Source organism: Nocardia aurantiaca, from assembly GCF_009708175.1.
In the GTDB taxonomy this organism is placed as follows: Bacteria; Actinomycetota; Actinomycetes; order Mycobacteriales; family Mycobacteriaceae; genus Nocardia; species Nocardia aurantiaca.
In genome coordinates this window covers 50,892-72,665 of the sequence record NZ_WMBB01000011.1, presented here as the reverse complement: position 1 = coordinate 72,665, position 21,774 = coordinate 50,892, and the positions used below count along the sequence as shown (strand labels likewise).

The following is a 21,774-nucleotide window of genomic DNA, read 5'->3' as shown; positions in this document are numbered from 1 at the left end:
AGGCAATCACATGCTGCGCTATGCGGCCGCGAAGTTCGCGCAGGCGGTGTTCGTGGTCTGGGGCGCCTACACGCTGACCTTCGCGCTGCTCTACGTCCTGCCCTACGACGCAGTGGATCTGCTGTTCGACCCGACACAGGGTGATCTGATCACCGAGGCGGACAAGCACAACGCCCGCGTGTATTACGGGCTCGACCATAATCTGCTCGGCCAGTACCTGCACCGGCTGGCCGCCGCCGCGCACGGTGACTTCGGACGCTCCACCCGCACCGGGCAGGACGCCTGGTCGATGCTGGCGTCGGTACTGCCCCAGACCGCCGTGCTGGCGTCGGTCGCGCTGGTCTTCGCGATCCTGATCGCGGTCACGGTATCTCTGGCGGCGGCCTACAGCCAGCGGCGGTGGCTGTCGAATCTACTGGCCTCGTTGCCGTCCGCGGGCGTCTCGGTTCCGGTGTTCCTGGTCGGATTGGCACTGCTGCAGGTCTTCTCGTTCCAGCTCGGCTGGTTTACGCCCATCGGCAACGACGGAGTCGCCGCGCTGGTGCTGCCGGCGCTGACACTGTCGATCCCGGTGTCGGCGCCGATCGCGCAACTTCTGGTGAGCAACCTGGACAGCGGCATGCGGGCCGGGTACGTGACGGTCTCACGCGCCAAGGGCGCGACGCGGTGGTGGGTGCTGCTGCGGGAGGTGCTACGCAATGCGGCGCTGCCCGCACTCACCATCGCCGGGGTCACGTTCGGCAACCTGCTCGCGGGGGCGGTGATCGTCGAAACCGTCTTCTCCCGCTCAGGATTGGGCCGCATCACCGAAACCGCGGTGCGTACCCAGGATGTCGCCGTGGTGCAGGCGGCGGTGGTGTTCGCGGCGCTGGTTTTCGTGACGGTGAACTTCGTGGTCGATCTGATCTATCCGGTGCTGGACCCGCGCCTGCGGGCCAGGCTGCGCAAGGAGGTAGTCGCATGATGGTACTCGAGATCGCCTCCGCCGGACCGCGACAGATGATCGCCGGACCCGCACGACTGGTACGCCGGGCACTGGCTCGACCTGGCTCGAGCGTCTCAGGGTTGGTGCTGCTGCTCGTGGCGGGGTGGGCGGTGGCACCGTCGTGGTTCACCGGATACAGCCCGACCGAGGGCGACATCGACGCCAGCTTCTCACCGCCGAGCCCAGCTCACCTCTTCGGCACCGACCGCCTGGGCCGGGATCTGCTGGCCCGCACCATCTACGGCACCTCCACGACGGTGAGCGCGACATTGCTCGCGGTGGCGATCGCCTTCGTCATCGGTTCGCTGATCGGGTTGCTCAGCGGATTCATCGGCGGGCGGGTGGACGCGGCGATCATGCGCTGTGTGGATGTGTTGCTGGCCGTCCCGGGGCTGCTGCTGGCCATGACGGTGGTCACCGCACTGGGCTACGGTACCGTCAATATCGCTGTGGCAGTGGGTGCTTCCGCGATCGCGGCCTTCGCGCGCGTGATGCGTTCGAAGGTGCTCGAGGTCGCCGGAACCGACTACGTCGAGGCCGCCTACGGCTCCGGTGCCGGATTCTGGCGTGTGGTGATCCAGCACGTGCTGCCCAATTCCGTCACCACGGTCCTCTCCCTCGCGGCGCTCGAATGCGGGTCGGCGGTGCTGGCGGTGGCCGCGCTGGGCTTCCTGGGCTACGGAGCGCCGCCACCACAACCGGAATGGGGGCTCGCGGTGGCCGAGGGCCGCGACTTCCTGGCCACTTATCCGTGGATCGCCCTGTTCCCCGGAGCCCTGATCGCCGTTGTCGTGTTGTCCGCCAACCGAATCGGCCGAGCGATTGGAGAATCGCGATGAACGCACAGCACCCGCTGCTGCGGATCAGCGAACTGAGCGTGTACTACCGCGGGCACGACGAACCGTCGATCGAGCAGGTCTCCCTCGAGGTGGGCGCCGGTGAATTCGTCTCGGTGGTGGGGGAGTCCGGCTCGGGCAAGAGCACCACCGTGCATGCGGCGCTGCGGCTGCTGCCGAGTTCGGCAAGGGTGCAGGCGGTAGCGCTGGAATTGGATGGACGCGATATCTCGACCTGGAGTGATCGCCGACTGTCGCGGCTACGCGGTCCCTTCGTGGGATTCGTTCCGCAGGATCCGGGTACGTCTCTCAACCCGGTCAAGCGGGTGGGCGCCCAGGTGCTCGACGCGTTGCGACTGCACCGGCGCGTCGAGTCCGGTCCCGCTCGCGCACTGGCGCTGGCGAAACTGGAACTGGCGGGACTGCCGGCCCGGGTGTTCGAGCAGTATCCGCATGAGCTGTCCGGGGGCATGAAACAGCGGGTACTCATCGCGATCGCGCTGGCCAATGATCCTGCTCTGCTGGTGGCCGACGAGCCGACCTCCGCGCTGGATGTGACCGTGCAGAAGCACATCCTCGATCACCTGGCCTCGCTGCGCGAGGAGCTGGGGCTGGGAATCCTGCTCGTCACCCACGATCTCGATGTCGCCGGCGAGCGCTCGGATCGGATGATCGTCATGCGCGACGGCCGCATCATCGAAACCGGCAGTACCCGAACCATTTTCGAGAACGCTCGTGAGGAGTACACGCGCTCGTTGCTGGCTGCCGCGCCCTCCGCGCATCGCGGGCGGCTCGAACCCTCGGTCCGCGGGCCGCGGCCGGTGCCCGCCCCCGCCGAGGAGGTACTGCTGAGTCTGAGGGCGATAAGCAAGCGTTTTTCTTCGGGAGTTCGTGCCGCGGACTCGGTGTCGCTGGACATCACCACCGGTTCCACGCATGCGCTGGTCGGGGAGTCCGGGGCCGGCAAGTCGACGGTGGCCCGGATCGCGGCGGGGCTCACCGCACCCGACGGCGGTTCGGTCGTGCTCGGCGGCGATGCCGTGACCAGCGCGCGGCGCTCACGCGACCTGCGCAGGCAGATCCAGTTCGTCTACCAGAACCCGTACTCCTCGCTGGATCCGCGGTTCGAGGTCGAGCGGATCATCGCCGAGCCGTTGGTGAACTTCGGGCTGGTCGGTGACCGGGCCGGGCGGCGCGAGCGGGTCACCGAATTACTGGAGGCGGTGGCATTGCCGGACGATCTTCGCCGTCGTAAGCCCGCCGAGCTTTCCGGTGGCCAGCGTCAGCGGGTGGCCATCGCCAGGGCTCTGGCCGCGCGGCCACGAGTGCTGGTTCTCGACGAGGCGGTGTCGGCGCTGGATGTGTCGGTGCAGGCACAGATTCTGCAGCTGCTGGTCGACCTGCAGTACCGCAACGGCTTGACCTACCTGTTCATCACCCATGATCTGGGGGTGGTGCGGTTGATCGCCGACGACGTCACCGTCATGCGGGCCGGGCAGGTGGTGGAATCCGGTCCTGCGACACAGATTCTCAAGAATCCGGAGCACGACTACACGCGTCGGCTGTTGTCGGCGGTGCCGGGGACGCCGGTGCCCGACGAGGATCTGGTTCGCGTGATGTGAGCGTGTGAGCGACGACCGCCGCCCGGGCCGTATGGCCGGGCGGCGGTGGCGGTCAGCGCGGTATGGGGATCACCCGGCAATCGCCACATCGGCGATCGACTTACCGGGGACCGCGGCCAGCAGCGCCTGGGTGTACGGGTGTTGCGGTGCCTCGTAGAGCTGTTGGGCGGGACCGTGTTCGACGACTCGGCCGCGGCGCATCACCACCAGTTCGTCGCACAGGAACCGCACCACGGCAAGGTCGTGGGAGATGAGTAGCAGTGTCAACCCGCGTTCGCGCCGCAGCCGTTCGAGCAAACGCAGGATGCGCGCCTGCACGGCCAGGTCCAGGGCCGATACCGGTTCGTCGGCGACGATCAGAGCCGGATCGTTGGCCAGCGCCCGTGCGATGACCACTCGCTGCAATTGGCCGCCGGAGAGTTCGTGCGGCAGCCGATCGGCGTAAACGGGTGGTAGCTCAACCTCCTCGAGCAGTGCCCGCACCCGAGAGGGCACCGATTCACCCCGCAGATCGACGCCGTTGAGCTCCAACGGCTCCGCGATCGATCGCCCGACACTCACACGAGGGTCCAGGGCGCCGAACGGGTCCTGGAAGACGTACTGCACCGCGCGCCGCCAGCTGCGCGTCTGTGTCCGGTCCAGAGCGTCCAACGGCTGGCCGTCGTACTCGATCGTGCCGCTGTCGGGACGATCCAAACCGACGATCTGACGCGCGAGAGTCGTTTTGCCCGAACCGGATTCGCCCACGATTCCCACGGCCGCGCCCGCCCGCACCTCCAGTGAGACACCATCCAATGCGATGTGGCGACCGCGGCGCAGCCGGCCAGGTGTTGTTATCGGGAAGGACCGGTGGAGGTACTGGGCACGTAGCAGCACCGGCGCACCACGAGTGGGACCGGAGTTGCCGGAGACCGGTGTGGCGCGCCGTAGCAAGGCCGGTGTGGCCGCGAGCAGCCCGCGTGTATAGGCGTGTCGTGGCGAGCGCAGCACCTCGGCGGTGGCGCCGGATTCCACGATCCGGCCGGCCGACATGACATGCACTCGGTCGCTGCGGTCGGCGATCACCCCGATGTCGTGGCTGACCAGCAGCACCCCGAGCCCGTGCTCGCTTTTGAGGTCGTCGAGCAGGTCGAGCACTTGCGCCTGCACGCTGACATCGAGGGCGGTGGTCGGTTCATCGGCGATCAGCAGTGCCGGATCGCGGGCCAGGGCCATCGCGATCACCACCCGCTGGTTGAGTCCGCCCGACAGTTCGTGCGGGAAGGCGGCCAGGGTTTTGCCGATCTCGCCGATGCCCACTCGTTCGAGTAGCTCGGCGGCGCGCGCGGACCGCTCGCGGCGGGTGCGCAGATTCCGGGGCAGGGCCTCGTGCAGCTGTGTGGCGATCGTCAGCCGGGGATTGAGGGAGGCGGTGGGGTTCTGGAACACCACGCCGGCCCGTGCCGCCGCGGCCCGGGCTCGGCGCCGCGATGGCACCTGTGAGAGATCCACTCCCGAGAGCAGGACACGTCCGCCGGCTATTCGCACACCGCGTGGCAGCAGCCCGGCAATGCCCATGGCCGTCAATGTTTTTCCCGAGCCGGACTCCCCGACCAATCCGACTGTTTCTCCGGGGGCGACCTCGAGTGAGACCCCGTGCACCAGCACCGAGTCCGCACCGGGCGCGTCGAGTGCGACGCGCAGATCCTCTACCACCGCAACAGGTTCCGCGGGCGGCCCAGCCGCGATTTCGGCGGTGGTCAGCAGGCTTGTGGTCATGGCGTCTTCTCCTTGTCGGCATCGGCCGCGGCATTCGTCTCGGTCGCGTGTCGGCCCGGTCGGTGGCGGCGCGGCGCCTGTCCGCCTGTTTGAAAGCGTTCGGCCAAGGCGTCGCCGGTCAGCTGGAATCCGACGACCGCGAGAATCAGCGCGGCGCCGGGAAACAGCGCCACCCACGCGGCGTTGTCCAGCCGCGCCTGACCGCTGGCGTCCATCGAGCCCCAATCGGGGGTCGGCGGCTGCACACCGAGGCCCAGAAAGCCCAGACTCGATTCGAGCAGCAGGATCGCCGAGGCGTTGAGGGTGAACGCCACGATGAACAGTGGCAGTACACCGGGCAGCAGGTGGCGGATCGCGACGTCGCGGCGCCGGGCGCCCGACAGCCGCGCCGCCTCGATGAAGGGCCGGCCCATGATGGCCTGGGCGTGCCCGCGTACTACCCGGAAGGTCAGCACCCATGAGCTGCAGACCAGCACGGCGATCAGCGGTGGCAGTGAGTTGCCGACGAACGACAGGATCACCAGCGCGAGCACGATGGTCGGAATGGCCAGTTGCACGTCGGCAAGGCGTCCGACGAGACCGTCGACCCAACCGCCGAACAACGCACCCAGCAGGCCCAGCAGCAGCCCGAGCGCGGCGGCGATGACGGCGGCGATCGTGGTGACCGCCAAGGCGATCCGGCCGCCGTAGAGCACCCGGGTGTAGACGTCGCGGCCGAGTTCGTCGGTGCCGAACCAGTGGTTGGTGCCGGGCGGACGCAGTACGGCGGTCAGATCCTGGTCGAGGGGCCCGTGCGAGGTGAGCAGCGGCGCGGCCATCGATGCCAGTACCAGCACCGCCAAGAGCGTTCCTCCTAGCACGCCCACGATCGGTCGCCGGGTCGTCGCGCTCATCGCCCGATCCTCGGATCGACCAGTGCCGCCAAAACATCCACCGCCAGATTGATCGCCGCGAACCCGATCGCGATCACCAGCACGCACGCCAGAACCAACGGGTGGTCGCGGTTCTGCACCGCGTTCACCGACAGCTGCCCGATACCGGGCCAAGAGAAGATGGACTCGGTTACCACGGCCCCGCCGAGCAGCACTCCGGCTTGGATGCCGAGCACGTTGAGCGTGGGTCCCAGCGAGTTGCCCACCACATGACGTAGCGTCAGCCGGACCGGGTGCAGGCCCTTCGCCCGCGCCGTCCGCACGTGATCGGAGTCGAGGACCTCCACCAGCGCGGTCCGGAAGACCCGGGAAATGCTGGGCACGAAGAAGATTCCCAATGTCAGCGCCGGCAGCACGAGATGGGCGAGCGATCCCGCGCCGCGCGAGGGCAGCCAGTGCAGGGTCACCGAGAACAACAGCACCAGCAGGACCGCGAGGAAGAAGCCGGGGATGGCGTCGAGCACCGTGGCCACCGATACCGGCAATCGGCGCAACCACGGTGACCGCCCGGTGGCGGCCACATATCCGATGCTGCCGCCCGCGAGGATTCCGCACGCCAGTGCGGTGGCCCCGAGCGTCGCGCTCGGGGCCAGGCGATCCAGTGCCAGCGTCAGCGGATCGCTGTTGTAGCGCAACGATTTCGGAAAATTTCCGGTGAGTACGTTCACCAGGAAGCGTACATACTGCTCGTAGAGGGGCCGGTCGAAACCATAGAGCCGGCTCACTCGCTGCAACTCGCCCGCCGGAGCGTCGGGCGCGACGAGCATGACCGCCGGATTGCCGCTCGCGGACAATGCGAAGAACACCAGGGTGACCGCGCCCCAGACCGCCAGCAGACCGGTGAGCACCCGCCGTGCCAGATAGCGCGCTGACAGCGGTAGCCGCAGCACCCGGCCGGTGTGCACCGCGGTCATGCCCCGGCTCCGGGGGAGTAGCGGCGCCCGGCGAGATTGCCACGCAGTGTGGTGTCGGCGTATTCGGTGCGGAAGATGCCGCGCCGCTGCAACTCCGGCACCACCGCGCGGGCGATGTCGTCGAAGGCACCGGGAAAATGGGTGGGGGAAAGTACGTATCCGTCGACGGCGTCGGCTTCGAACAGCCGGGCCAGCTGATCGGCGACTTCGGCGCCGGTGCCCACCAGCTGCGGAGTGAACTCACTGGCGCCGAAGTGGCGGGCGACCTCGCCCAGGGACAGTTCGCTGCCGAGGGTCTCCCCGTTCCCTTCCGCGAGGGCGGTCAGGTTCTCGAGTAACCGGACACCGGCGGTGGCGTCGGTGGCGCGTTGAGCGACGGCATCGGTGAACCGCAAATCCGGGTCGAGTCCGGTGAGATCGACGCGAACGAACTGGCTCAGGAAGGCCACCGCGGCGTCGACACCGATGAGAGTGTTGAGGAATTGCTGTCGTGCACGGGCGATCTCGGTGGTTTCACCGATGATCGGCTGGACGGCGGCGATGAGCTTGATGCTGTCGGGGTCGCGGCCGGCCTCGCCGGCGAGCCGCCGCAAGTCATCGCGCTTGGCGCGCAAATCGGTCTCGTTGTTCTCGATGGCGAAGACCAGCTCGGCCCATTTCGCGCCGAATCGTCTGCCGCGCGGGGAATCTCCGGCCTGGATCAGGACCGGTTTTCCTTGCGGGGATGGCGGCAGGGTGAGCGGTCCGCGCACCTGGACGTACTTGCCGTGGTAGTCGGGTGTGGCGATCTGTGCGGGGTCGGCGAACACGCCGGTCTGCTTGTCGACCACGAGCGCATCGGCCGACCAGGAATCCCACAGTGCGACAGTCGATTCCACGACCTCATCGCCGCGGTCGTAGAGCTGCTCACGGTCGAGTTCCTCGACGAACGGGAAGTTCGCCCGCGTCGCTTCGCCCTTGCTCATGATGATGTTCCAGGCCACCCGGCCGCCGCTGAACTGGTCGAGACTGCCCAGGGTGCGGGCCAGGTGGTAGGGCGCGTTGTAGCTGGCCGACAGGGTCACCCCGATGCCCAGATGCCGGGTGGCGCCCGCGATCACCGCGGCCAGTTGAGTGGGTTCGTGCTTGAGCGCGTTGCTGAGGCCGAAGCGTGCGAAATTCGGGTTGTGGGCGAGTGTTTCGGGGATGAAAGCCATGTCGAACTTGGCGCGTTCCAGGGTGCGACCGACATCCTCGAACAGGGCGCGGTCGTTGAAGTCGCGTTCGGAGTAGGGGTGGCGCCAGGCTCCGATGTAGTGGTTTCCGGGGAAGAGAATGTATCCGGCGAGAAACAGCTGCCGTTGGCTCATGCTCGGCCGACTTCCTGTGCGTAGAGGTATCGGGTGGTGCGGGGGGTCCAGGTGAGACCGTCGCGGACCAGGGCGCTGAAGGTGCCCGGCCACAGGAAGACGGTCTCGGCCTGGTCGTGGTAGCGCGCGGTGGCCTGATCGGCCAGATCGCGTGCGGTGGCCGGGTCGGTGGCGGCTTGGAGCCGGTTGATCAGATCGTCGAAAACCGGATCGGTGATATTGCTCTGCGGGTAGCGCGATTTGCCCGTGAACGGGTCGAAGATCGTCCACCCGTTCTTGTAGTAGCCGCCCCACCCGATGTAGACGAGATCGGCGGCTTGATCGCTGGGCCCGTTCTGGCGCGCGAGCCAGGCCGGGAACGGCGTCTCACTGATTCTGATCTTGATACCCACCGCGGCGGCCTGCTGGGCTACGGCCTGCCCGATCGCGGTGCCCGCGGCGTACGTGCCGGACGGGATGTCGAGGTCGAGCACGACGTCACCGGAATGGCCGGCCTCGGCCAGCAGCGCTCGTGCCTTGTCCGGGTTGTAGTCGTAGGCGCCGACCGAGGGATTGGGTTCGTAGAACGGCGGTGCGAGAACTTGGCCCTGCAATGGTGAGACGGCGCCTTTGAGCAGGCCCGAGATGATCGACTTCTTGTCGATGGCGTAGTTGAGGGCTTGGCGCACGCGCACATCGGCGAGCGGGCCGCCCTTGTTGGTGTTGATCGAGATGACCTGAACCCACGAGCTGTCCGACAGCGTCGAGTGGTAGGTCTTGTTGCCCGAGAACTGGTCCAGGCTCAGCGGATCCAGGTTCAGCGCGATGTCGACCTCACCGGTCTGCACCGCCGAAACCCGCGCGGCCTCCGAGGGCAGCACCCGGTACTTCACGTGCTCGAAGGCCGGCTTGGTCCCCCAATAGGCCGGGTTGGCGGTGAGCTCGGCGCCGTTCTCGAGGTCGATGGAGTTCAGCACGTACGGGCCAGTACCCAGTGCCTGGGTGTTGCGATTGCCGGTGTCCCAGAACCTCTGGGTCGTGATGTAGAAGTTCCACAGGCGCGAGGGCAGATCGATGGCCGGTAGTTTCAGATGGAACACCACCACGTTGGCGCCCTCGGCGCTCACCGACTCGGTGTAGATCTTCAACTGTGCCCCGAGTTGGCTCTTGGTGGCGGGATCGAGCAGTTCGCCGAAATTCCATGCCACCTCTCGAGCGGTCAGCGGTGTTCCGTCCGAGAAGCTGACCCCCTCGCGCAGGGTGAAGCGCCACTCGAGCGGTGTGGGATTGGTCCACGACGTGGCCAGCCGCGGCTGGACCTGTCCATTGGGGTCGAGCGCGGTGAGCGCTTCGTAGACCGTGGCCTTGACCGAGCCGTCGCTGTCGGGAGAACCGCCGTTGTGCGGGTTCACGCCGGTGAACTGTCTGGACAGGGCGAGGGTCAACGTGTGATTCGCGTCCGGGGCGCCTCCCGCCCCGGAGTCGCCGCCCAGCGCCGAGCCGCAGCCCGCGGCGAGCACGCTCGCGCCCACCGCGAGCGCGGCGATCAGCCGACGACCGCCGGAAAAGGAAAATCTCATCGGGTGCTCCGAAAGTTCGTACGACAACGAACGCGCTGCCGCCTGGGAAGGGATTCGCAGAAAGGGTGCTGCGATGAAACTGAAGTGTGCACAGGCCCGAAGTGGCGAACAACGAAGCTGAACTTTGCGATTCGTTCAGTTTTTATGCACGGTGTCGCGGCAGGTGAAGGCGAAGTGCACAGAATCGTTCTGATCGTAAGGATTCTCTCGCCGATTGCTCGATTCGATGATGAATGTCGAAGCACGGCAGCAGAAACGAGGGTCCATGTACGACATACGACGCCTGATCCTGCTGCGGGACCTCGCCGAGCACACCACCATGACGGCCGTGTCGGAATTGCACGGCATCACCACCTCGGCAGTCTCACAGCAACTGCGGATTCTCGAGGACGAAGTGGGCGCGGTGCTGACCCGCAGACAGGGGCGCGTGCTGCGCCTGACCCACGCCGGTCGGGTACTGGTCGATCACACCTCCCGCATCCTCGCCGCGCTCGAGGAAGCCGAGAGCGCGGTGACCGCCACCGGGGCGGCCGTCACCGGTGTGCTGACCGTGGCCACCTTCCGTACCGCACAACTGCCGCTGGCCTTGCCGGCGGTCGCACGCCTGCGCGCCGAGCACTCCGGGCTGCGGGTACGGCTGGTCGATCTGATGCCGGTGGATTCGGTGCCCGCGGTGCGGCAGCAGGATGTGGATCTGGCGATCACCTACTCCTATTCCTTCCGCTCCCGGGACCTGCCACTGGGGCTGTCCTCGGAATTCCTGTTCAGCGATCCACTCGTCCTGCTGGCCCCCGCGCCGCTGCGTGAGAGAGCCCGCCAGTTCGGGCTCAATGCCATGCGCGACGTCGAGTGGATCGCCGCACGTGACGGAGCGCCATCGATCGCCTCGGTGGTCTTCGCCTGCCGCGAGGCCGGATTCGCGCCGCGAATCGAGCATCGCGCCGGCAGCTTCGCCGGGATGGCCGAAATGGTGGAGCACGGCCTCGGTGTCGCGATCGTCCCCGAGATGGCGGTCTGCGAACGGCATCGCGCCCTGATCGCCTGCACGATCACCGGCGGCTCCCGACAGGTGGGCGTCACCTACCGGCAGGCCTCGCTCGAGCGACCGGCTATCGCGGCGGCCATTCGCGCGTTGCGATCGATCGCACAGCCGCAGCGACTGGCCTCCTGAAGCCGCCGCTCACCGGATCGGCATCGTTTGGAAAAACTGAACGATTCGCGTAGATCGGCTGGCTTGTTCGCTGCGGGCGGCGCTCGAATACTGACCGGAGCACCGAAAAGGAAGGGACATTCATTGGTACACAAGGAAAGTCGCGAGGGTGATCGCGTCGGGTCCTTCCGATACCTGGGCCGCACCGGCGTCCTGGTGAGCCCACTCACGTTGGGCGCCATGAACTTCGGTGCCTGGGCCAACCGCGACCACGATGACGCCGTGCGAATCGTCCACCGCGCACTGGATTCCGGCATCAATGTCATCGACACCGCGGATGTGTACTCGCAAGGGGAGAGTGAGGAGATCCTCGGCAAGGCGCTGATCGGACGCCGCGACGACGTGGTGCTCGCCAGTAAGTTCCACGGCCAGATCGGCACGGGTCCGAACAACCGCGGCAACTCCCGCCGCTGGATCGTGCGCGCCGTGGAGGACAGTCTGCGTCGGCTGCGCACCGATTACCTCGACCTCTATCAGGCCCATCGGCCCGACCCCGACGTACCGCTGGAGGAGACGCTGCGCGCGCTCGACGACCTGGTCACCGCCGGCAAGATCCGCTATCACGGCACCACCACCTTCGAGCCGCATCAACTCGTCGAAGCCCAGTGGATCGCCACCGACCGCAACCTGCGCCGGCCGGTCACCGAACAGCCGCCGTACTCGATCCTCGCGCGTGCCGCCGAACGCGCGACCCTGCCTCTGGCCGAGCACTACGGGCTGGGAGTGCTGACGTGGAGCCCGCTGGCGGGCGGATGGCTCTCCGGGCGTCATCGCAGTGGGGAACCGGAGGCTCTCTCGAGTCGGCTCGCACGTCAGCCACATCGCCACGACCCCGCGCTGGCGGCCAATCAGCGCAAACGGGAAGCAGTCGAGGAACTCGCGAAACTTGCCACGGAGGCCGGGATTTCGCTGATCCAGCTGTCGCTCGCCTTCGTGCTGCAGCATCCGGCGGTCAGCACCGTCATCATCGGACCGCGCACGCTCGAGCAACTCGAGGATCAGCTCGACGCCGCCGACGTGCGTCTGAGCACCGAGATCCTCGACCGCATCGACGAGATCGTCGCCCCGGGACTCACCATCAGCCCCGCGGATGAGGGCTACATCCCGCCCTCGCTCACCGATCCGGCGCAGCGGCGCCGCACCCAGGCAGGAGCCCGCCGATGAGTCTGTCCGACCTACGTCCACTCGGTCGCACCGGGGTGCGTGTGAGTCCATTCGTACTGGGGGCGATGAATTTCGGCGCCCGCGGCGGCACCACACACGAGGAATCGATCGCTCTGATCCACCGCGCCCTCGACGCCGGCATCAACGCCATCGACACCGCCGACACCTATTCTCGCGGCGAATCGGAAATCATCGTCGGCAAAGCGCTGGCCGGCCGGCGCGACGAGGTCGTGCTGGCCACCAAGTTCCACAACGCGGTAGACGACGACCCCACGCACCGCGGCAACTCGCGGCGCTGGATCGTGCGCGCGGTGGAGGCCAGCCTGCGCCGGCTGGGCACCGATCATCTGGACCTGTATCAAATACATCGTCCCGAATCGGTCACCGATATCGACGAGACCGTGGGAGCACTCGACGATCTGGTCCGGGCAGGCAAGATCCGCTACTACGGGACCTCGGTGTTCTCTCCGGGCGAGCTGATCCAAGCCCAATGGGCCGCTGACCGTCGAGCTCTGAATCGCCCTGCGACCGAACAGGTTCCCTATTCGCTGCTGGTACGTGGCATCGAACGCGAAACTCTGCCGATCGCGCGCAGATACGGCCTCGGGGTGCTCACCTACGGGCCGCTGGCCGCGGGCTGGCTGTCGGGAAGCTATCGGCTCGGCGCACCACAGCCGCAATCTCGCCGCGCCGACCTCATTCCGGGCCGATTCGACGTCGCCGCGTCGGAGAACGCCGCCAAACTGGCCGCCGCCGACGCGCTGGCCACTCTCGCCGACGAAGCTGGATTGAGCCTGGTCGAACTCGCTATCGGATTCGTGCTCGCGCACCCCGACGTCACCGCCGCCATCATCGGCCCACGCACGCAACAACACCTCGACGCGTACACGAGCGCAGCCGACCTCGTCCTCGACGACGACCTCCTCGACCGGATCGATGAAATCGTCCCCGCGGGAAAGGTTTTCCGGGAACGCGACACCGGCGACATCGCCGACGCCCTCGCCGAACCGTCTCGGAGGCGCAGAGTCGCCTGACCAGAGCCTCGGCCGGGGCGCTCGCAGCGGCGGGCGGGGTCAACCTGTGCGTTTCGATTCCCAGAGGTTGTGCGGCAGTGTCATTTTCGTCCGAGGTCACAAAGCGGGTAGCCAGTAGCCCGGAGCAGATGGCTGCCGCCTGGGTCGATGACGATCGATGAGGGTCCCCGGCTTGCCCCTCAACGTGGCAGCAGAACTGGAATCCGAAGACCGTGTAGGGCGGTAGCATCGCCGTGACCTTGACTTTCACCAGGTTCGAGGCGTATCGGAGTGGGTACCGGCACGCCCATCGTTCGTACGAGTTCGCTGCAGCTTCGGCGATCGAGTCCCGGACCGCCTATCACGGGCCGGGACTCGCTGGCGCGTCAGCCGCTCGCGCCCTATCGGGCAAGCAGATATGAAACGTTCTGCTGCGACATGGGCGCCGAGGGTTGCCGGTTTCCTACCTATTGGACTCGATCTACTCCTCACTGCCCGAGACTGTCCCGCCGTACTCATATGGACGGTACTGGCTGCTGCGCCGCAGCTCAGATGGTCCGGAATTCAGAGAGATTGGATACCGATGGTCGTCGTTGGAGGGATCTGCTGGCGAGTGCTACCCACCCGGCCGACCGATGAACGACATCGAGCTGTCGGCATCGACAATCGTTCGCGAGGAAGTACCGCTGCTGGCCGTTGCGCCGAGCGACAGGGACATCTGGACAAATGCCCCTCGCGTCGTGGGGTTGGATGCTACCTGAAATCCGAGGTTCGTATAGAGGTTGAGCGCCCGGCTGCGGTTGTGAAGCACACTCAGCACTATCGTCGATGCGCCGGTCTCGCGAGCCTTGCTGATGACGTGCTTGGTGAGTTCGCCTCCTAGGCCACGGAACTGGGGTCGCACATATAGTCGGGTCAGTTCGGCGGTGTCGTCATCGGTTCTCTTGAGCCCGGCGCAACCGGCGAGTTCGCCTTCGATATAGGCCAGAACGAACAGTGATGGCGCGGAGTACACCGTCGTGGGGTCCGCGCATTCGGCACGCAGTTCCTGGTCGAGATCCTCGACGGCGTCCGGCACCGGCAGACCCGCGTCGGCATGTGTCAGTTGGAAGTACTCGAACAAGATCGACCGTGTCGCGGGGATTGACCGCGCGTCCAGTCCATCCCGGATCTCCACGCGCTGTTACCCGGCGGCGGGCAAGAAGCCGTCGATAGCGTGACCGACCCCGTTCTCGCGTGCACGGTCGAGCACGTAGCGGGCGACGGCGATGTCGAGAACACCCAATCCGAACGGCGAGAAGATCTTCCGGCGATCCGTCGGTGGCTCGGTCTTGTGAGCGAGGAGCGTGCCGATATCGGCGGCGATGAATCCTCGGTGTCCGCTGCTCTGCTCGGCGAGATGCACAGAGGTCTGCGCGCGGCAGACGTGATCGGCGTCGTCGACGACGTTGTGCGCCGAGAGGATCGTCTCGGTCGTCAGGTCGCGCAACGATACGTGCAAGATCACCGCGTCGGATGCCGTTGCGTCCAAATCGGTGTACGGGGTAGCCGCGGTAGTCGCGAACGACACGAGTGGCTGATCGGTCAACGCCTCGGTGAGTGTCGTGGTGGTGTGAATCGCGAGGTCGGGGTGATCGAGCAGGGTCTGCTCGGCGAAGTCGGCGGCGCGTTGTGGGTCGACATCATGAACCGTGACTTCCCGCAATCCAGGCACGGTGTGGCGAAGGAATCGGAGGATTTCGGCGTTGATCAGTCCGGCGCCGATCAGCGACACACGGCAGGGAGGTTGTTCGCCCAAAAGCACTTTCGCGCCCAGAGCAGCGCTTGCCGCGGTGCGCCACGCCGAGATCCGCGACGCCTCGAGCACAGCGACGGGTTGCCCGGTGCGCGTGGAGTTCAGGATCATCACCGCGGAGGCGCGCGGTAGCCCAGCCGACACGTTGGCGGGGTAGGAGGCGATCCACTTTGTGCCGGCGACGGGTTGCTCGTCGCCGAGGTAGGCGGCGAGGGAGATGATGCGGTCGTCCGGATTGTGTGGGAATCGCAAGAAGCTCGAATGGGGCACTGCTGTGTGTCCACGGGCGTGGGACAGGTAGGCGTTGCTGACGACCTCGAGCACGTCCTTCTCGTGGCCGGCGAGGATCTGGTTCACGTGCTGCGATGACAGGATCAACATGGTTCGGGATTCCTTCAGTTGCGCTGGTCGGCGAGGTGGTAGGGCGTGATGTTCTGACGTACCCATTCGTCGTCGTAGACGGTGTCGAGATAGCGTTCTCCTCGATCGGGGAAGATGAGTACGCATGTCGCGACCCGATCGACGGCGCTGATCAGCCGTTGGGCTGCCACCGCGATACCTCCCGATGATCCGCCGGCAAGGATTGCTTCGGCTGTCGCGAGCTGTCGGCACCCCTCGACGCATTCGGCGTCACTGACATGAATGACGTGGTGGGCCAACCCATCCGCGTAATGCGCGGGACGCTCGGACGCGCCGTGTCCGGGGATCAACCGTGGCAGCGAGGCCTGGCCGAAGATGACACTGCCGACCGCGTCGACGGCTACCAACTTGGTGTTCAAGCCGTGCGCGGTAATGAATTCGGCGCAGCCACGCAACGTTCCGACGGTTCCGGTGGCGCAGACTACGAAGTCGACATCGGCGCCGACTTTCTCGATGATCTCGCTCATGGTCGTATGGTGAGCGAGCGGGTTGGCAGGGTTGACGTATTGGTCCAAGCTGATCGCTCCGGGCGTGGCCGAGACCAGGCGTTTGACGAGCTTTTTCCGTGCGACCAGGAGTTCGCCGGTCTCGGGGTCTGGATGGTCGACCACCCGGACCTGTGCACCCAGCGCGCGCATGATCTTGATGTTCTGGGACGAGGTTCTCGTGTCGGCCACGCACACGAAATCGATTCCGTAGTACGCGCACGCCTGCGCCAATCCGATGCCCAGATTGCCGGAGCTCGACTCGATCAGTGTCGATCTCCCTGGAGTCAACCGACCCGAATCCACCGCGCGCCGCACCATGGTGACCGCGGGCCGGTCCTTGATGCTGCCGCCGGGATTGAGACCTTCGAGCTTGGCGTACACCCTCACAGCCTCATTTGGGAACAGCTTCTTGAGTCGAACGATCGGTGTTCTCCCGATCGCGTCGAGAACCCCGTCCTCGGAGGCAATTTCATGGTTCATAACCCACCCACACAAATCGAAATTCAGACGATCTCGTGTCCGACAGCAACAGTAGGCATTTCAGCAATGGCCGGTCCAGACCATGATCGTTCTCGGGTCAGAACCCCGGCTTCTCGCCCGCGTGGTGAGAACCGAACGTTCTCAGGTCAGAACGACAGCGTCGTGGACATTCGCGAATCCTGGCGATTGAATTGCGTGACGCTTCGACAGAAACGGTCTCTGCACATGGATGCACTCTCGACCTTCGCGCCGGCGAGTATCGATGCGACGAGCGATATCTCGTTCTTGCCTCCGGCGCTACGGGGCCCGCTGCGCGAGCGGGTGGCTCGCGCGACACGCGACGCGCGCGCTCGCGATCACTACAGCCGAGCAGTCCGCCAGTGGGCTCCAGTCGCGGACCAGCGCTATCGGTGCTGCACTCAGTTGCCGTCACTGGGCGCGAACGAGATCCCCGTGATCAGGGTGGGAATCAAGGACACGGTCGATATAGCGGGCTGGCCGACACGTTTCGGATTGCCGCATTTCCGCCGGTATCCGGAGACGACCGCCCCGATCGTGCGGCATCTGCCCGAGGACACGCTTGTCGCGAAATTGACGACCACCCAGCTGAGCGTCGGCCGGGCATCGGGATGCGTGAATCCTTACTTTCCGGGCCTCGACCCCGCAGGCTCGAGCACTGGAAGCGCTGTCGCGGTGGCCGCGAACATCTGCGACGTGGCACTGGGCACCGATGTTCTGGGCTCGGTGCGCTTTCCTGCGGGCTGCTGCGGGGTCACCGGGCTGCGCATGACACACCAGCCTCGACTGACCGAGGGCCTGTTGACGATCTCGTCGCTGCTCGACGCTCCGGGATGGATCACCCGCACGCCTGCCGACCTCGCGTACTTATGGGAAGCGCTCGACCTGCAGGGTTTGCTGCCGTCCGGCAACGAGCAGCCACCGCGCGAAGGAGTGATCGGTGTCGTCGCCGAGGTAGCTGGGGAGGATTGCGACGACGACGTGTTCGCCGCTTTGACAGCGGCCCAAGCCGAGGTCGCAGCGGCCGGGCTGGGTTTGAAACCGGTTGAGCTGTCGACAGTCTGGCATGTACGTGCGGACGCATGGCGTCTGTGCGCCTTCGACACGTACCGTCTCGGCAGGCGCTGGCGTGACCTCGTCGACAGCGAGTTCGACGACGCGACACGTGCCGCGTTCGACCTTCTGGATGACGTCACCGACGAGGAGTACGACTCGACGGTGACCGCGCTGCAGCGGGTCCGGTCGGTGATCGCTGACCTGTTCGCCGCGCAGGGCGTCGATGCGTGGCTGTTGCCGCTGGGCCAGCGGTTGCCAGTTGCGCTGGGCGCGATCCCGGCGGGTACCCCCACCATCCTGAATCCCAGAGACAGCCGATTCGGCGATCGGCTCGGGTTCACGTCCCTGGCCAGCGCAGCCGGTCTTCCCGCGATCTGCTTCCCGATCGGAGTTCACCCGCACCGGCACACACCGGTCCCCGTCCAACTGGTCGGCCCGCCCGGCAGCGAGGCGCACCTGATCGAACTCGCCGTGCGGATCGGCGGACCGGGCGCGCTGGATCTGTTGCCGCGCTAGCCATCTGCCGCAACCAGCATGCTGGCGACCTCCACGAAGTCACGTACCGTCGGGTGCGCGTAGTCGCGCAACCACGCGATCCCGAGTCCGACACTGGGCTGCGGGTCTTCGAATCGCCGCAGGACTACTCCCGGCACCTCCAGGATCTCGGCAACCGACTCGAGGACGAGGGTTACTCCGGTACCCAGCGCTACCGTGGCGAGCATGTACGCCTCCTCGGGTTCGACGGCCACCGGAACCGGGGGCCCCTCGGGATATACCTGGCGCAGAATTTCACTCCACAACCCGGGGCTCTTGGCTCGATCGAAATACACCAGTGGCTCGTCGATCAGGCTGTGCCGGTCGACTCGCTCGACTCCAGCCAGACGGTGCCCGGCCGGCACTGCCAAGACCACATTGTCGTGGCCGAGCATCAATACCTCGAGGTCGTCGGCGTGATCTATTGGCAGTCGGACGAAACCGACATCGATGAGGCGTCTACGCAGCCTGACCAGGTTCAAACTGGTATGCGCGACACTGGTGTTCACACGCACCGCAGGAAACTGCTCGCGATAGCTACGCACCAGTCGCGCGCCTGTTCCTCCGACCGCAGACCTCGAATATCCCAGGCGCAGGCCCGGTCCCACCCCCCGAGACAGCTCGCCGGCCAGCGCGGTGACTCGATCGGCTTGATCGAGCAATCGTTGTATCTCCGGCACGAGTGCGTCGGCGGCCGCTGTGAGCGTGACACCACGGGGGCTGCGCTCGAAAAGTTTGACGCCCAAATCGCGTTCGAGGGCTCTGATCCGCTGCGACAAGCCCGACTGCGCGATATGCAAGCCCTGAGCGGCCTGGCCGAGGCTGCCGCTTCGTGCCACCGCAAGGAAATATCGAAGGTGTCTCAGCTCCATAGCCGCCTTCCTCGGAACGAATAGTTCTGACGCCAGCGCAAATCGGGGTCTACGCCGGTCGTCACGGGATTGTTAGGTTCGTGCGGTGTACACGGCCACCGAATCTGTTCAGTCATATCGGTCGTCGAGGCACCGGAATATGGCACTCGGCGCTCTGCTGCTCGCCTCATTTCTCGGCACCGCCGACGTATTCATCATCATCGCCGCGCTCCCGTCCATCGAAAAGGCATTCGGTGCCGAATTCGCCGACACCCAGTTCGTCGCCACGGCCTACACCCTGGCCTATGCGTGTACCCTGGTGACCGGTGGACGACTCGGAGACATGCTGGGGCGCAAGCGGGTATTCCTCACCGGAGCAACCGCTTTCGCTGTCGCCGCACTCGGGTGCGCTACGGCGGGCTCGGTGGGAGTTCTCGTAGCAATTCGCGTCGTCCAGGGCATCGCGGCGGGTTTAATGCTGCCGCAAGTGCTTTCAATCATCAGAACAACGTTTCCCTTACCGACGCAGGCTCGCGCGGTGAGCCTCTACGGTGCGGCGCTGGGCGTGGCCACAGTGTGCGGACAGGCCCTCGCGGGTCTGCTGTTGAGAGCGGATCCGCTGCGACTCGGCTGGCGCACGGTGTTTCTCGTCGATTTGCTGCCCGTGGTCGTGATCGTCGCGGCCACTATGCGCCTGGTGCCAGATAGCAAGGCCGCGGTGGCTGCCCGGCTGCCTCGGCTGAGCCCGCTGTTGCTGGCGGCGGGGCTGGCGGCGGTGCTCGTGCCGCTGGCCAACGGTGCTGCGCGAGGCTGGACACGGGAGTATGTGGCGAGCGTGGTAGTCGGATCGATCGTGTTGACGGCGTTCATTTTTCGTGAATTTCGAGTAGCCGATCGCGGTTCCGCAACGCTGTTGCCGGCCACGGCCCTGCGAGACCGCACCTTCGGGCTGGGCATCTTGACGGTGTTCATCTATTACTCCGGTACCGCGGCGTTGAACATGTTGCTGTCGTATTTTCTGCAGTCAGGGCTCCATCGTGACCCGCTGACCGCGGGCCTGCAGTTCGCGCCACTGGGTATAGGTTTCATGGTCGGCTCCCTTTTGGCCGGGCGAGTAACAAATGTTCGGCGGGTACCGCTGCCGGTGATCGGCTGCTCGATCATGGCACTCACCCGGCTTTTGATGCTGTTCGCGGTGACGCACACGGGGTTCGCGCAGCTCGCGGTACTCGAAGCCGCGTTACTCATCACCGGCGTCGCACAGGGGTTCGTGGTCGCACCGATGATCGCGGCAACCCTGGGGCGGGCTGGTGTCGACGAGGCCGGCGCTGCTTCGGGCACCGTCATGACCATCTCCAATATCGCGGTGGCGTTCGGCGTCGCAGGACTGGGCGGGGTCTTTCTCGCCACGACTACACGCTGGGGCAGCGTCATCGGTTTCTCCACGGTGTTGCTGGTCATGGCAGCACTGGCCGTGGCCGCCGCTGTCTCGAGCTTCACGGTGACCCGCCCCGGTACCGCTGCCGCACAACAGAAAGGATCCCAATGACGTCTCTGGCTGGCCCTTCCACCGAGTTCGGCGACAGCGCGAGTGAGTCCGCGGCTGCTGTCGGCCGACTGCTGCACCGGCTTGCACGCCTGCCTGCGGTGGCCGATCGCTATCTGCCCCTGCTCGACGTGGAATCGATCGACACGACGGCGCTGCCGTTGCTGTCCAAGAGCGATCTCGAATCGGTGTTTCCCGCGCTCCTGCAACAGCATCGCGAATCCGACGCTGGCGCCTACCTCTATGCCAGCGGGGGAACGACCTCGGCACCCAAACTGAGTTTGATTCCCACAGACATGTTCGTGCCCGATATCCTCCCGCACTGGCGTCCCCTCGACCGAAGAGACGTCATCGCCAACATCTACAGTCCGGGCAGGCTGTGGTCCTCGCACAATTTCTTCAACGCGGTCGCGGCCGCCTCCGGGGCAGTGTGCCTGGCCTTCGGCGCCCTCGACGATGACGAAGTGCCGCGCTGGTTGGACTTCTTCGAACACCGCGGAGTCACCGCTCTCGACGGCACCGCCAGCCAGATTGCGCGGCTGCTGGAAGCCAGTGTGCGCGCCGGTCACCGCCCACCTCGGTTTCTGCGCAAATTGCTGTGGACCGGCGAACCCTACGACGAGCACACCGATCGGCTGGTCTGTGAGCTGCTTCCCGACGCCGGCCGCTACGGCGTGTACGGGTCGACCGAAACCTGGGTGATCGGCCACAACGGTCCCGCCTGCGACGCCACCGTCTTTCACACGCTGCCATATCAACGAATCGAGCTGGTCGATGGGGAAATCGTGGTCACCAACACGCATCCGCAGACGATCAACCCCCTGCTGCGGTATCGGATCGGCGACCTCGGCGAGTTCGTCGAATGCCGCTGCGGCGCAGCCACGCCAGGACTGCGGGTGCTCGGACGGGCCGACACCCAGATCAAGTTCCGCTCGATCCTGTTGACAGTCGAGGAGCTTCTGGGCACCGCGGCCACGGTCGCTGGCGTGCGGCGATCGCAGGCCGTGCTGCTCGACCATGGCGCCGCGCACGAACGGCTCGTGCTCAAAGTCGTCGCCGACGACGGCGTACCCGACGATTTCGCCGAGAACCTCCGCACGCGGATCCTCGGTGAGATCTACCGTTTGAACAGCGCGATCGCGCCCGACCTCTCTGCGTTCACAGTCGAAGTCGTGGCGCAGTTGGAGCTCAACCCCCGCACTCTCAAAACGCCGTCGCTGGTGACGCGCGCAACGATCTAGCGT

The 21,774-nt window shown here is 66.1% G+C and carries 18 protein-coding genes; 9 read left to right on the top strand and 9 right to left on the bottom strand.

Going from position 1 to position 21,774, the window contains the following annotated elements; genetic code table 11:
- The first annotated feature begins 10 nt into the window (after positions 1–10).
- From GLP40_RS23270 to GLP40_RS23260, 3 genes are read left to right on the top strand one after another with little or no spacing between them, the layout of a single operon-like run.
- Entirely contained in the window at positions 11–964 is a 954-nt protein-coding gene (locus tag GLP40_RS23270) for an ABC transporter permease (RefSeq protein WP_154790126.1), read from the top strand.
- On the top strand, positions 961–1,824 hold the full coding sequence (locus GLP40_RS23265) for an ABC transporter permease (RefSeq protein ID WP_154790125.1): 864 nt from the start codon (positions 961–963) through the stop codon (positions 1,822–1,824). The genes GLP40_RS23270 and GLP40_RS23265 overlap by 4 nt, the downstream gene beginning before the upstream one ends.
- On the top strand, positions 1,821–3,443 hold the full coding sequence (locus GLP40_RS23260; RefSeq protein ID WP_154790124.1) for a dipeptide ABC transporter ATP-binding protein: 1,623 nt from the start codon (positions 1,821–1,823) through the stop codon (positions 3,441–3,443). Before GLP40_RS23265 ends, GLP40_RS23260 begins: the two co-directional genes overlap by 4 nt.
- Positions 3,444–3,512: 69 nt before the next feature.
- Here GLP40_RS23260 and GLP40_RS23255 read toward each other — a convergent pair whose 3' ends face one another.
- The 5 genes from GLP40_RS23255 to GLP40_RS23235 are packed head-to-tail and all read right to left on the bottom strand — an operon-like array spanning position 3,513 to position 9,955.
- Positions 3,513–5,201, bottom strand: a complete 1,689-nt coding sequence (locus tag GLP40_RS23255; protein WP_154790123.1) for a dipeptide ABC transporter ATP-binding protein — start codon at positions 5,199–5,201, stop codon at positions 3,513–3,515.
- On the bottom strand, positions 5,198–6,094 hold the full coding sequence (locus GLP40_RS23250; RefSeq protein ID WP_154790122.1) for an ABC transporter permease: 897 nt from the start codon (positions 6,092–6,094) through the stop codon (positions 5,198–5,200). The genes GLP40_RS23255 and GLP40_RS23250 overlap by 4 nt, the downstream gene beginning before the upstream one ends.
- The gene (locus tag GLP40_RS23245; protein WP_154790121.1) at positions 6,091–7,047 is read right to left on the bottom strand and encodes an ABC transporter permease; all 957 of its coding nucleotides are present in this window, start codon (positions 7,045–7,047) and stop codon (positions 6,091–6,093) included. The genes GLP40_RS23250 and GLP40_RS23245 overlap by 4 nt, the downstream gene beginning before the upstream one ends.
- Positions 7,044–8,396 carry an NtaA/DmoA family FMN-dependent monooxygenase gene (locus tag GLP40_RS23240; RefSeq protein WP_154790120.1) on the bottom strand — a complete coding sequence of 451 codons (1,353 nt, stop codon included), beginning with the start codon at positions 8,394–8,396 and terminating at the stop codon, positions 7,044–7,046. Before GLP40_RS23240 ends, GLP40_RS23245 begins: the two co-directional genes overlap by 4 nt.
- The gene (locus GLP40_RS23235) at positions 8,393–9,955 is read right to left on the bottom strand and encodes an ABC transporter substrate-binding protein (protein WP_154790119.1); all 1,563 of its coding nucleotides are present in this window, start codon (positions 9,953–9,955) and stop codon (positions 8,393–8,395) included. The genes GLP40_RS23240 and GLP40_RS23235 overlap by 4 nt, the downstream gene beginning before the upstream one ends.
- Before the next feature lie 265 nt (positions 9,956–10,220).
- On the opposite strand from GLP40_RS23235, the gene GLP40_RS23230 reads away from it, so the two are divergent.
- The 3 genes from GLP40_RS23230 (at position 10,221) to GLP40_RS23220 (ending at position 13,363) form a co-directional block, all read left to right on the top strand.
- On the top strand, positions 10,221–11,126 hold the full coding sequence (locus tag GLP40_RS23230; RefSeq protein ID WP_154790118.1) for a LysR family transcriptional regulator: 906 nt from the start codon (positions 10,221–10,223) through the stop codon (positions 11,124–11,126).
- Positions 11,127–11,249: 123 nt separating this feature from the next.
- Positions 11,250–12,329 (top strand): aldo/keto reductase, encoded by a 1,080-nt coding sequence (locus tag GLP40_RS23225; protein WP_154790117.1) that lies wholly within the window; start codon positions 11,250–11,252, stop codon positions 12,327–12,329.
- Positions 12,326–13,363, top strand: coding sequence for an aldo/keto reductase (locus GLP40_RS23220; protein WP_154790116.1), 1,038 nt, complete (start codon positions 12,326–12,328; stop codon positions 13,361–13,363). Before GLP40_RS23225 ends, GLP40_RS23220 begins: the two co-directional genes overlap by 4 nt.
- A gap of 595 nt (positions 13,364–13,958) precedes the next feature.
- Here GLP40_RS23220 and GLP40_RS23215 read toward each other — a convergent pair.
- The 3 genes from GLP40_RS23215 to sbnA all read right to left on the bottom strand — a co-directional run bounded on the left by GLP40_RS23215 (position 13,959) and on the right by sbnA (position 16,525).
- The gene (locus GLP40_RS23215; RefSeq protein ID WP_196054762.1) at positions 13,959–14,420 is read right to left on the bottom strand and encodes a GNAT family N-acetyltransferase; all 462 of its coding nucleotides are present in this window, start codon (positions 14,418–14,420) and stop codon (positions 13,959–13,961) included.
- A 105-nt stretch (positions 14,421–14,525) separates the two neighbouring features.
- The gene (gene sbnB / locus GLP40_RS23210; protein WP_154790114.1) at positions 14,526–15,518 is read right to left on the bottom strand and encodes a 2,3-diaminopropionate biosynthesis protein SbnB; all 993 of its coding nucleotides are present in this window, start codon (positions 15,516–15,518) and stop codon (positions 14,526–14,528) included.
- Positions 15,519–15,532: 14 nt separating this feature from the next.
- Positions 15,533–16,525, bottom strand: a complete 993-nt coding sequence (sbnA, locus tag GLP40_RS23205) for a 2,3-diaminopropionate biosynthesis protein SbnA (RefSeq protein ID WP_154790113.1) — start codon at positions 16,523–16,525, stop codon at positions 15,533–15,535.
- A 453-nt stretch (positions 16,526–16,978) separates the two neighbouring features.
- Here sbnA and GLP40_RS23200 point away from each other — a divergent pair, with 453 nt between their 5' ends.
- Positions 16,979–18,115 (top strand): amidase family protein, encoded by a 1,137-nt coding sequence (locus GLP40_RS23200; protein WP_196054761.1) that lies wholly within the window; start codon positions 16,979–16,981, stop codon positions 18,113–18,115.
- On the opposite strand, the gene GLP40_RS23195 is transcribed toward GLP40_RS23200, so the two are convergent.
- Complete coding sequence (locus tag GLP40_RS23195) at positions 18,112–19,005, bottom strand: LysR family transcriptional regulator (RefSeq protein ID WP_154790111.1); 894 nt, start codon at positions 19,003–19,005, stop codon at positions 18,112–18,114. The genes GLP40_RS23200 and GLP40_RS23195 overlap by 4 nt on opposite strands.
- An 85-nt stretch (positions 19,006–19,090) precedes the next feature.
- Between GLP40_RS23195 and GLP40_RS23190 the strand changes: the two genes are divergently transcribed.
- A complete protein-coding gene (locus tag GLP40_RS23190; protein WP_154790110.1) occupies positions 19,091–20,533 on the top strand; it encodes an MFS transporter in 1,443 nt (480 codons plus the stop codon).
- Complete coding sequence (locus GLP40_RS23185) at positions 20,530–21,771, top strand: AMP-binding protein (protein WP_154790109.1); 1,242 nt, start codon at positions 20,530–20,532, stop codon at positions 21,769–21,771. Before GLP40_RS23190 ends, GLP40_RS23185 begins: the two co-directional genes overlap by 4 nt.
- The last annotated feature ends 3 nt before the right edge of the window (positions 21,772–21,774 follow it).